Genomic DNA, 12,654 nt, shown 5'->3' with positions numbered 1-12,654 from the left:
TAAGTTTATGCTATATAAAAGGAGATAAATAATAAAAATAAACTATGTAAAGCATAATAAAATTCTTAAAAATACCTTTATAAATAACCTTTATAATTCACTTAATGTGAAAAATAATTACATTAATTCATTTTTAATTAAATGATATACAGATTTTTATGAATAATTGGTTGATTTTTGCAAAGTAAGTTATCACGATCTATTGATTTAGTATGGCTGATTAATAGACTGATTCTATTTTAACAATTAATTTACCTTATAATTTAGTTTAATTAGTTAAATGGATGTTTTTTAACATTTATTATTAAATTTTATGTATAAAATTTTATTGATTTTTGTTTAGTTGTTAATTTTTTACCTTTTTCTTTTGTATTATTAAGAAAGTTTTACAAATTTGTAACGCTAAAAATAATTTGATATGAAGAAAGTAACTGCGGGTGTACTTTTACTTGTATTATCTTCATCCCTAGCTGTTATAAATGCTCAGCAAAAGAAGAAGGATACGGTAAAAACCCAGGACATCGAAGGAGTCGTTGTGACTGCCCTTGGAATCAAAAGAGAGAAGAAATCTCTTGGATATGCTTCACAAGAGATCAAAGCGAGTGCGCTCTCCGATGGTACAACAAATACTGGTAATATTGCAGCACAATTATCAGGAAAGGTAGCTGGTCTTAACGTTACCACAAATAATAATTTTGGAGGGTCTTCCAATTTACTTATCAGAGGAATGAAGACATTAGGAGGAGGTAACCCACTAATTGTCATTGACGGATCACCTGTTAACAACTCTAATACTCAGGAAAAAAATATTGATTATGGTAATGCGCTTTCTGATATTAATCAGGAAGACATTGAATCTATCAATGTACTAAAAGGAGCTGCAGCGTCAGCTTTATATGGTGAAAGAGGGCTAAATGGTGTCATTGTTATCACGACCAAAAACGGAAAAGGTAAAGATGATGGGTCTTGGGGAATTACACTTTCATCTGCAGTGCAAGTAGGATTTATTGATAAATCTACTTTTCCAGAATATCAAACAAGATATGGTGCAGGGTATTCTCAAAAATTCGGATCACAGGCAGCTGATGGTTTGAATAATGCAAACTATGGTGCTGATGCATCGTGGGGGCCAAAATTTGATCCTAACTTGATGGTGTATCAATGGGACTCTTTTGATCCAACTTCTCCCAACTATAAAAAGGCAACGCCATGGGTAGCAGCAAAAAATGGCCCTATTAAATTTTTCGAGAATCCTACAACGTATATCAATAGTGTAACACTCGAAAAAGGGCAAAAGGGGAAAAACATAAGTTTTACATACGAAAACATGATGTCGGACGGGTTAATGCCTAACTCTCATCTTAACAAAAATAATTTATCATTAAAGATTAATTATGATCTGACTCCTAAGTTACACTCTACTTTTTATTCCACAATGACTTTGCAGGATACAAAGGGACGAAGTATTACTGGATACTCTAATAATACAGCAACAGGTTTTAGACAATGGTGGCAAACTAATGTAGATGTTACTGATCTTGAGAGAGCGTATCTTGCAAATGTAGATCCTAGTGTTGCTAGTGCAGCTAATAATTATGGAAACGTTACCTGGAGTAGAAAGTCAGCTGCAGATGGACGACCTGCATATTGGAATAATCCCTATTTCCAGGCCTACCAAAACTATACTTCAGATAAAAGATATAGAAATTTCACATATGCCCAATTGAATTATGACTTATTAGATAATATTTCTGTTACTGGGAAGGTTTCATATGATAGATCTAATCTTTTGGCTGAAAGTAGATTGGCTGTTGGGTCATTACCTCAGGCTTTTGGACAATCAAACAACTCTATTGGTTCTGGTTATGCGAGACGTGACGTGCTAAGAACAGAAACCAATTATGATTTAATGGTAAATTATAAATTTGATATTACTGATAATATTAATGTTTCTGGAGTCGTTGGAGGAAATATACGAAGAAATCATTATAATTCTACATATGCTTCGACGGAAGGGGGATTAATCGTTGCTGGAATTTATGCACTATCAAACTCTAAAAAGGCTCCGCTAGCTACAGATGAAAATGAATATACTACACAAACGAATTCGGGATATGTTACCGCTTCATTTGATTTTTATAAAAAATTCTATGTAGATGCAACATGGAGGATAGATCAAAGCTCAACATTATTAGCAGGTAATAATGTTTATAACTATCCTTCTGTAACAGGATCTTTAATAATGTCAGAAATCCTAGATACTAAAAGTTGGATGAATTTCTGGAAGCTAAGAGCAAACTATGCCGAGGTGGGTGGGACAGCAGATCCCTATCAGTTAGTTAACAATTATAGGTCAGCAGGAATATTGTATGGTGTAGGAATATATAATCCAATCATAAATCAACCTTTTTTAAATCTACAGCCTCAAAGAGCTAAAGAATTCGAAATTGGAACTGAAGCTCACTTCTTAAAAGATAGAATAACACTTGATTTTGCTTATTATAAAACAAGAACTATTAATCAGATTCTTTCACCTCTTCCTACATCTCCAACTGTTGGTTATTTAGGTAAAGTATTTAATGCAGGTAGAATTGATAATTCTGGATATGAAGTACAGTTAGGTTTAGTGCCAATAAAATCAAAAGATTTTACATGGAATATTGATGCTAACTGGTCTAAAAACAAGAATCAGGTTGTAAGCATCTATCCTGGGATTAGCAACCTTTTAGTCAATAGTTTTCAAGGAGGAGTTTCTTTAAATGCTAGAGAAGGTGAAGCTTGGGGTACTTTGGTAGGTGCCGATTACACCTATTTAAATGGACAAAAAGTAATTGATCCTAAAACCGGAAGGTATTTACAAAATCCTAATCAGGTTATTGGTAATACTACACCAGACTGGATTGGAGGTATTAGAAATAGTTTCAGTTATAAAGGATTCTCTTTGAGTTTCTTAATTGATATGCGTAAAGGAGGAGATGTGTTCTCTACGGATATGTATTATGGGCTGTCCTCAGGTCTATATAAAGAAACGGCGGTTGGAGATTATAGAGACAAACCTATTGTTTTGCCTGGAGTTCTTCCTGACGGTAGCCCTAATAATATCGCATTATCACCTCTTGACAACAGTAGTGCTGTAGGATATAAAACTCAACCTGCAAGCGAATTTGTTTATGATGGTTCTTTCATTAAGTTAAGAGAGGCGAGTATTGGATATACACTTCCTAAATCTTTACTGGCGGGCACTAAAATCTATGATGCGAAAATTTCGATTGTAGGTAGAAATTTATGGATTATTCATAAAAATTTGCCATATGCTGATCCTGAGGCTATGGTAGGAGGAGGTCTTAATTCCTATGGATGGTCTATTGGTTCAATGCCAACGACAAGGGACCTTGGTATCAATGTCACATTTAAATTCTAAATTACTTTAAAAATGAAAAATATTATAAAAATAAGTTTGATGTCTGCATGTATCGGGTTGGGGTTAAGTTCATGTCAAAGTGATTTAACTTCTCTTAATGATGATCCTAAACATCCGGCAATTCTTCCATCCGAAAATTTATTAGCAACGGCAATGTATCAGTCGTCCTACTATATAGATAACCCTAGTGTGAATTTTAACAATTATAGATTTTTCACACAACAATGGGCGGAAACTCAGTATCCGGATGAAACTCAATATAATCTTGTAACACGTAATCAACCTCGGAATCATTTTAACAGAATGTATGTTTACAGTATTAATAATCTAAGACAAGCAAAAGTTAATTTGAAAAATGAAGTAGAGACTGATGATATTAGGACCAATAAATTGGCCACCTTGGAAATTGAGGAAATTTTTATTTGGGAAAACTTGGTAGATACTTATGGTGATGTTCCTTATTCTGAAGCATTTAAACCTGATGAGATTTTAACACCCAAATATGATGATGCGAAAACGATTTATCTTGATTTAATTAAAAGAATTAATGATGCTATTGTAGCTATAAAGCCTGCCGCTAAAGGATATGCTCCTCCAGTTGGAGCAACTAATTCGGGAGACTTAGTTTATTCAGGAGACATGACTAAATGGAAAAAATTTGCTAATTCTATTAAACTAAGATTAGGTATGAATTTAGCAGATGTCGATCCTGTATTAGCAAAAACTACTGTTGAGTCTGCAATCGCTGCAGGTGTTATCTCATCCGATGATGATGCTTATAAATTTAAATATGATGGAGGTACCTTTTCAAATCCTGTGTTTGATAACTTAGTCGCTTCCAACAGAAATGATTTTTTACCTAGTGAATTAGTAGTAAACACCATGAAAACCTTATCAGACCCAAGAATGGATATATGGTTTACAAAAGTTGGTGGAGTTTATAAAGGAGGAGTTTTTGGAGAGTTAAACGATCCTTATACTAACTTTTCACAACTAAGTTCTTATTTTAGATCCGCAACTGCTGCATCGAACTTACTTAGCTATGCAGAAGTAGCTTTCCTTAAAGCTGAAGCCGCAGCTAGAAATTATTCAGCTGGAGGTACTGCAGTAGATCTTTATGCAAGTGCAATTACTGAATCTATGAGAGAAAATGGAGTAAGTGTAGCAAATACAACAGCTTATTTGGCAGCTAATCCATATAATGCAGTTAACTGGAAACAATCTATAGGAGTACAGGCTTGGTTAGCAATGTTTAACAAAGGGTTTGCTAGCTGGAACTTTACAAGACGTCTGGATAGCCCAACACTTGTGAATCCTCCGAAATCAAATATAGCGTCTGTGCCATATAGAATGCCTTATTCTGATCAGGAATATGTATTAAATGGTGCTAATGTTAAAGCTGCTGCAAGTAAAATTGGTGGCGATAAAGCAACAACTAAATTATTCTGGGACAAATTTTAATATATTTAACATTCATATCAAACAATGTTTTGTTTATAATGGTCGGATTTATTCCGACCATTTGTTGTATACCATCTATTGAATTAGTCATTACAAAGTAATAAAAATGACATTTATGATATTGGTATTAATTTTAGGAGTCTACCTTAATTGTTTGATAAAAGATCTTAATATCCTTTTGGGTTAGGATACAATTTTCCCTCTTTGATGTTCCATTTTTACAATATCATTAGTGTTTTTGACTTATTTATATTTATTAATTTATTAATTATTGGTGTAAAATATTAATAAAAAATACGTTTAAATTAATTGTTTCTGAGTATTTGTTAATTTTGCGCCATTTTCTTTTGCCTTGTTAACGAAAGTTTAACAAATTTGTGAGGCAAAAAAAATTAATTGATATGAAGAAAACTACAGCAGGTGTTCTTACACTTGTATTGTCTTCATCCCTAGCTGTATCATATGGACAGAAGGGAAAGAATGATACAGTAAGAACACAAAACATTGAAGGTGTCGTTGTTACAGCTCTTGGAATTAAAAGAGAAAAGAAATCTTTAGGTTATTCAACACAGGAAGTTAAGGGTGAGCAAATTTCTGCAGTTCCTGTAGCCAATGTTTCTGATGCACTGGCAGGGCAAGTTGCAGGTTTAAACATTACTCAATCTGGAACGATGGGTGGATCCACCAATATGGTCATTCGAGGTATTAAGTCACTAACCTCTAGTAATCAAGCTCTTATTGTAATAGATGGAACTCCTATTAATAATGAGACTTTCAATCAGAGTGGAATAGGCTCTGGTGGTGGTGGATATGACTACTCAAACGGATTGGCTGATCTTAATGCTAATGATATTGAAAGTGTCAACGTTTTAAAGGGAGCCGCAGCAAGTGCTTTATATGGTTCAAGAGGAATGAACGGAGTAGTAATGATTACCACCAAAAAAGGTAAAAAAAGCAAAAAGCTTGGAATAGAATTTAACAGTTCAACTACATTAGGATTTGTTGATAGGTCTACGCTTCCTAAATACCAACATGAGTATGGAGGTGGTTACACAGGAAGCTCTTTTTATAGTGGTGATATCAACGGAGATGGTGTTGTGGAAAACAATATAGTATATACTTATGATGATGCCTCGTTTGGGACACGCTTTGATCCGAATGTAAAAGTTTATAATTGGGATTCTCAATATCCACAATTACCAGGCTATCTGAAAACAACGCCATGGGTAGCGGGAAAAGATCCTAATTCTATTTGGAATACAGCTGCAACATTTCAAAATTCAATTGCTTTTTCCGCTGGAAATGAAAAAGGGAAATACAGGCTAGGATTTACAAATTTTATCCAAGAAGGTGCTCTGGACAATAGTGAAATAAGAAAAAATACAATTGACTTTGCGGCGGATTATAATTTTACAGAGAAGTTGAATATTTTCGGTAATATCAGTTATGTAAATACTAATGGGAGAGGTAGGGTTTATACAGGATATGAATCACGAAATCCGATGCAGGGATTCAGGCAATGGTGGAATATGTCTGTAGATATGGATAAACAAAGAGAGGCTTACAACCTAACAGGTCAAAATATGACATGGAATATCAAGGATTATACGAAGCAGCAAGTAGGATATACGGATAATTATTTCTTCAATAGATACCAGAATTATCAGTCAGATACAAGAAACAGATACTTTGGAAATTTTGGATTTAACTATAAGATTACAGACTGGATAAGCTTTATGGGAAGATACACTTTTGATACTTTTGATGAGCTTAGACAAGAAAGAGTTGCTATTGGTTCTTCTAATCAAGGACGTCGCAATAATGGAGGGAGAGGTGAATATTACTTTATGAATCATAAGGTTTATGAAATGAATTATGATGCTATTTTAAATATTAACAAAGATCTGGGAGCAGATTTTAACCTTAACGGAAATATAGGTTTTAATCTTAGAAGAAATGGAAGATATGGTAATTCAGGAGTAACAAATGGAGGCTTGAAGGTGCCAGGGTTATATTCTATCACAAATAGTGCAGAACCTTTGACAGAAGTAAATGTTAATGATTTCGACGAAAATAAAAGCGTAGATGGGATATTTGCCCAAGCAAGTTTAGGGTATAAAAATATGTTATTCTTAGATGGATCGATTAGGAGAGATAGATCATCAACTTTGCCAACCAACAATAATACATATTGGTACCCTTCAGGTTCATTGAGTTTTGTTTTTTCTGAACTTTTGGCGAATAAAAATAAAATAAGCTTTGGTAAAGTTCGTTTTAATTATGCAGTGGTAGGGAATGATACAGGGCCCTATAATCTGTTAAATACATATGTTTTTAATCCTGCATTTAATGGATCATTTAATGCAAGTGTAAGAGACGTAGCTGCAAATCCAAACCTAAAACCAGAAATGATGAATGAGATGGAAGCTGGTTTAGAAATGGGTTTCTTTAAAAATAGATTAAGTTTTGATGTTTCAGTCTATCAACAAAGAACCAAGGATTTGATTACTCCTACCAACATTTCAGGAGCATCAGGTTTTACAAGTAGATGGGTAAATGCGGGTGATATCGAAAATAGAGGTATTGAAGCAAGATTAACTGCTGTCCCAATAAAAAGTACAAAATTTTCATGGGAGGTAACTGCCAACTGGTCTAAAAATAGATCAAGGGTTACTAATATTTATGGAGAAACTGATTTTTTACCATTTGCTTCGATGTGGAATGTTACTTCGGGAGCTATGTTGGGAGAATCTACCGGGACAATTAGAGGAACTAATTATGTCTACATGAATGGACAACGCGTAGTAGACGATAATGGTAAGTATATGATTAGCAGTAATCCACAAGAAAAAATTGGGGATGCTGTACCGGACTGGAGAGGAAGTATTATCAATACTATTCGATATAAGAACTTAAGTCTAAGCTTTTTAATTGATGTTAAGAAAGGAGGTGATGTGTATTCACAAGATATGGCATTTGGTCTTGCTACAGGATTATATAAAGAAACTGCTGGGCTTAATGATTTGGGTAATCCTATAAGAAACACTATTGCAAATGGAGGTGGAGTTATTTTACCAGGCGTAAAAGCCGATGGAACTGCTAATAACACAAGAACAGGATTTACCAATTATAGAAACCCTTATGGTTATTATGGAGGACCTGAAGCTATGCATGTTTATGATGGTTCATTTGTAAAACTTAGAAACGTAACAATTTCCTATAGACTACCTAAAGAAACCTTCGGAAATTCTTTTATAGACAGCATGACCCTTTCTTTAATTGGAAGAAATCTATGGATTATTCATAAAAATTTACCATATGCCGATCCTGAAGCTTTAATGAGTTCCGGGAATGCATTAGGTTTTCAGAATGGTGCTCATCCATCTATGCGAGAAATTGGAGCAAGTATAAAAGTTGAATTTTAAAAGTTAAAAAAAATGAAAAAAATAATAATAGGATCATTGATAAGCTTGTCGCTGTTTTCATGTACTAATGAAGATTATGAAAACTTAAATAAAGATCCCAAGAACCCTGCAGAAGTCCCTGGTAGTTTTCTTTTTACAAATGGGGTGAAAAGCCTTTTTGACCAAATGGGTAATACCAATGTAAATAGAAATGTATTTAGACTCTTTGCTCAGCAATGGACACAGACTCAGTATGTCGATGAAACTAATTATAGTATAAGGAACAGAAGTATTCCGGATAATCATTGGAACATTCTCTATACGAAAGTTCTTTATAATTTAAAACAAGCCAAGGAATTTATTAATAAAGATCCTAAACTTACATTGGGGCAGAAAAAAAATCAAACTGCCTACATTTCAATTATTGAAGTTTATACGTGGCAGCAATTGGTTGATGTATTTGGTAATGTTCCTTACTCACAAGCATTACAGGGAGTTGAAGGAACTTTGCCGGCTTATGATGATGCTTTTACTATTTATAAAGATCTGTTATTAAAAATTACAAAAGCTTATAGTGATATTGATTTTAAGTCGACTGGTTTTGAAAAAGATTTTGTTTTTGATGGAGACCATACCAAATGGAAAAAATTAGCTGCTTCGCTAAGATTTAAATTAGCTATGAGAATAGCGGATGCTGACCCATCATTATCAAAGACAGAAGCAGAGGCAGCTTTTGCACAAGGGTTGATTTCTTCTAATCAAGACAACTTTATTCTCCGATACGAAAGTAATATTGCTAATGCTAATCCATTGTATGCCGATTTGGTTTTAAGTGGAAGACAGGATTTTGTTCCGGCAGATACTTTTGTAGACTATTTAAATAATTTACAAGATCCTAGAAGAAGTGTGTTTTTTGATAATAATAAGGTTCCTTATGTAGGGGGAATTTATGGAAGTTTTAATACTTATACAGATTATACCCATATTGGGAAAGTTTTTTTTAAACCAGATCTGAATGGAAACTTAATGGATTATTCTGAAATTTCATTTTTGCTTGCTGAAGCGAAGGAGAGAGGATATAATGTTTCTTTACCTGCAGCGGCTTATTATACACAAGGAATTATTGCAAACATGGAATATTGGGGTATAGATTCTGCCGATATAGCAACTTACCTTGCTAAGACTAATGTAAATTATGCTACTGCATCTGGGACATGGAAAGAGAAAATAGGGAAACAATTCTGGATTGCAATGTATAATCGAGGGTTCGAAGCATGGAGTGTCTGGAGGAAATATGACAACCCTGCATTAAGATTACCTGCAGCAACAAAAACTCCTGTACCAAACCGATTTACTTATCCAGTACGCGAAACTACTTTAAATGGTAGTAATTATAATCAGGCTGCTGCTGCTATTGGAGGAGATAAGCTTCAGACAAAGTTATTCTGGGACAAATTTTAGTATTCTAATATATTTCACATTCACTTAAAACCGCCTTCGGGCGGTTTTTTTATTTCCGTATATTTGTATTTCGAAATTTCACTATGAAATATCTTCAAGAAATATTTCATAGTGAAAGTAAAATTGTCTGTGTTATCCTACCTAGACGAAAAAGATAAAAGTAATTACATGAATATTAAAAATATAATTGAGGAAAAACTTTCAGAGGTTATTCTAAATGTATATCAGTTGAAAGATATCAATCTGGAGGTTCAGGAAAATAAAACTGAATATGAGGGAGACTTTACGATTGTTACATTCCCATTAGTAAAACAACTTAAGAAGAATCCTGAAAGTATAGGAATAGAGTTGGGTGAATCTTTAACGGCACAAACTGACTTGTTTGAAAGCTTTAATGTGGTTAAAGGATTTTTGAATGTTAAAGTGAAAAACCAATTTTTTGTTAATCAATTCAGATCTGTAGCTGAAGGTTTTTCAAAAATAGATAAAAAAGATGCTACTGTAATGGTAGAGTATTCTTCACCGAATACCAACAAGCCTTTACATTTAGGGCATATCAGAAATAATTTGTTGGGATTCTCTGTTGCTCAAATTCTTAAAGAGGCTGGATATGATGTGATCAAATCACAGATCATTAATGACAGAGGGATTCATATTTGCAAGTCGATGTTGGCTTGGGAAAAGTTTGGAAATGGGGAGACTCCGGAAACGACTCACATAAAAGGAGATAAATTTGTTGGAAACTATTATGTAGAATTCGATAAAAATTATAAAAAAGAAATCTCAGATCTTGTTGAACGAGGAATAGGAGAAGATGAGGCTAAAAAAGAAGCCCCATTAATGAAGGAAGCTCAGAAAATGCTATTGGACTGGGAAAATGGAGATGAAAAAGTCAGAAATCTTTGGAAGGAAATGAATTCTTGGGTTTATAAAGGATTCAATGAAACGTATAAAAGACTGGGAGTTGATTTTGATCAGGTTCAATATGAGAGCAATACCTACATTTTAGGAAAGGATCTTATCCAGGAAGGATTGGAAAAAGGTATTTTATATCAAAAAGAAGATGGATCAGTTTGGTGTGACCTTACAGATGAAGGATTGGATCAAAAACTTTTGTTACGTTCAGACGGAACCTCTGTTTATATGACCCAGGATTTAGGGACAGCGGTAGAAAGATTTAAAGATAATAATATCCAGAAACTCATTTATACCGTAGGAAATGAACAGGATTATCATTTCCAGGTTTTATTCAAAATCTTAAAGAAATTAGGATATTCATGGGCTGATCAATTATTCCATTTGTCTTATGGAATGGTAGAACTTCCGGAAGGAAAAATGAAATCACGTGAAGGAACAGTAGTAGATGCTGACGATCTAATGCAGGAAATGTATGAGACGGCTAAGTTTAAGGCTCAGGAGCTGGGCAAGCTCGAGCACTTATCCGATGAAGATAAAGAAGCATCATATGAAACTGTAGGTTTGGGAGCATTAAAGTATTTCATGCTGAAAGTGGATCCAAAAAAGAAGATGTTATTTAATCCTGCTGATAGTGTCGATTTCAATGGAAATACTGGACCATTCATTCAGTACACCTATGCCCGAATTCAATCTTTATTAACAAAAGCGAATTACGAATATAAAGAAGCTGCGGAAGTGAATCTGAATCAATTTGAGAAAGAATTGATTATGCTGTTAGCCAATTATAAAGCAGTTGTAGAAAGAGCTGCTGAAGCATTAAGCCCCGCTTTAGTTGCTAATTATGTATATGATCTGGTAAAATCTTACAATTCATTTTATCAAAATCAAAGTACTCCGATTGTAAAACTGGAAGAAGGAGATTTAAAGCAAACCCGTTTGAATCTATCAGATCTGACAGCACAGACTATAAAAAAATCGTTACGATTACTGGGAATAGGAACCGTAAACAGAATGTAAAATATAAGCCTCTTGAATTCCAAGAGGCTTTTTTTATGTCGATTCGTTTTGTGTGGTTTGTTCTTTGTGACTGTCTTCATACAATTTGGCATCACTCCATTTTGCATGTTTGGAAGGTATAATTTTATAACCTCTTTTATACGAATACACTTTGGTAAATTCGGCGCCGAAAAATATCAACATGCAGGAATAGTTGATCCACATCATAATAAGGATGACAGTTCCTGCTGTTCCAAAAGTTGAGGTAGGTTTAAAATTGCTGAAATAGAGACTTAATAAAAACTTACCCAGGGTAAATAAAATCGTTGTTAATATAGCTCCTTTCCATACTGGTCTCCAGCTGATCTGAACATCTGGAAGGAATTTGAACATCAATGCAAATAACAGCATAACCAGAGCAAAACCAACCGCAAAATTGACCAACTCCACCAGCATATACGTTTCAAACCCAAAATAATTCGTAATCCAAGTATTGAAAAGACTTATGGCTGAGGAAAGAATCATCGTGATCATTAATAGAAAACCCAAAATAAGGATCATTCCTAAGGAATTCGCTCTATCGAGGAGGAATTTAATCAATGCCTTTTTGGGTGCTGATTGTACATCCCAAAGAGTATTTAAAGAATGTTGTAATTGGAAAAATAGAGTAGTGGAACCAAAAACTAAAGAGCCTATCCCTACTGCCTTCATGAAAATATTTTGCTTATCAATCAGTGCTCCTGCAATCATGCTTTCTACACTTTTGGCTACGTCGGTTCCCATTAATCCACTGATTTGAGTACTGATCTGCCCGCGGATAGCTTCTTCACCAAAAAAGTTACCCGCTATCCATATAATAATAATTAATAATCCCGGGATAGAAAAGATGGCGTAATAGGCAAGACTGGCCGAATCTCTTGATGCGGTAGAAGTGTTCCATTCCGTGAACGTGTCTTTCAAAACCTCCCAGAAAAATTTTATATTATTGATCAT

The 12,654-nt window shown here is 34.2% G+C and carries 6 protein-coding genes; 5 read left to right on the top strand and 1 reads right to left on the bottom strand.

Features of this window, described 5'->3' with window-relative positions:
• The first annotated feature begins 418 nt into the window (after nucleotides 1-418).
• The 5 genes from JHL15_RS19640 to argS all read left to right on the top strand — a co-directional run bounded on the left by JHL15_RS19640 (nucleotide 419) and on the right by argS (nucleotide 11,682).
• Nucleotides 419-3,421 carry a SusC/RagA family TonB-linked outer membrane protein gene (locus tag JHL15_RS19640; protein WP_200248554.1) on the top strand — a complete coding sequence of 1,001 codons (3,003 nt, stop codon included), beginning with the start codon at nucleotides 419-421 and terminating at the stop codon, nucleotides 3,419-3,421.
• Between the two features lie 12 nt (nucleotides 3,422-3,433).
• Complete coding sequence (locus JHL15_RS19635; RefSeq protein WP_200248553.1) at nucleotides 3,434-4,882, top strand: SusD/RagB family nutrient-binding outer membrane lipoprotein; 1,449 nt, start codon at nucleotides 3,434-3,436, stop codon at nucleotides 4,880-4,882.
• Between the two features lie 401 nt (nucleotides 4,883-5,283).
• Complete coding sequence (locus JHL15_RS19630) at nucleotides 5,284-8,307, top strand: SusC/RagA family TonB-linked outer membrane protein (RefSeq protein WP_200248552.1); 3,024 nt, start codon at nucleotides 5,284-5,286, stop codon at nucleotides 8,305-8,307.
• Between the two features lie 12 nt (nucleotides 8,308-8,319).
• Nucleotides 8,320-9,747, top strand: coding sequence for a SusD/RagB family nutrient-binding outer membrane lipoprotein (locus tag JHL15_RS19625; RefSeq protein WP_200248551.1), 1,428 nt, complete (start codon nucleotides 8,320-8,322; stop codon nucleotides 9,745-9,747).
• 168 nt (nucleotides 9,748-9,915) lie between these two features.
• Nucleotides 9,916-11,682, top strand: coding sequence for an arginine--tRNA ligase (gene argS / locus JHL15_RS19620; RefSeq protein WP_200248550.1), 1,767 nt, complete (start codon nucleotides 9,916-9,918; stop codon nucleotides 11,680-11,682).
• Nucleotides 11,683-11,715: 33 nt separating this feature from the next.
• Here argS and JHL15_RS19615 read toward each other — a convergent pair whose 3' ends face one another.
• Nucleotides 11,716-12,654 carry a YihY/virulence factor BrkB family protein gene (locus tag JHL15_RS19615; protein ID WP_200248549.1) on the bottom strand — a complete coding sequence of 313 codons (939 nt, stop codon included), beginning with the start codon at nucleotides 12,652-12,654 and terminating at the stop codon, nucleotides 11,716-11,718.

The sequence above is a fragment of the Chryseobacterium paridis genome, assembly GCF_016595215.1.
GTDB lineage: Bacteria > Bacteroidota > Bacteroidia > Flavobacteriales > Weeksellaceae > Chryseobacterium > Chryseobacterium paridis.
The sequence above is the reverse complement of the archived record's forward strand: the minus strand, read 5'-3'. Positions and strand labels throughout refer to the sequence as shown.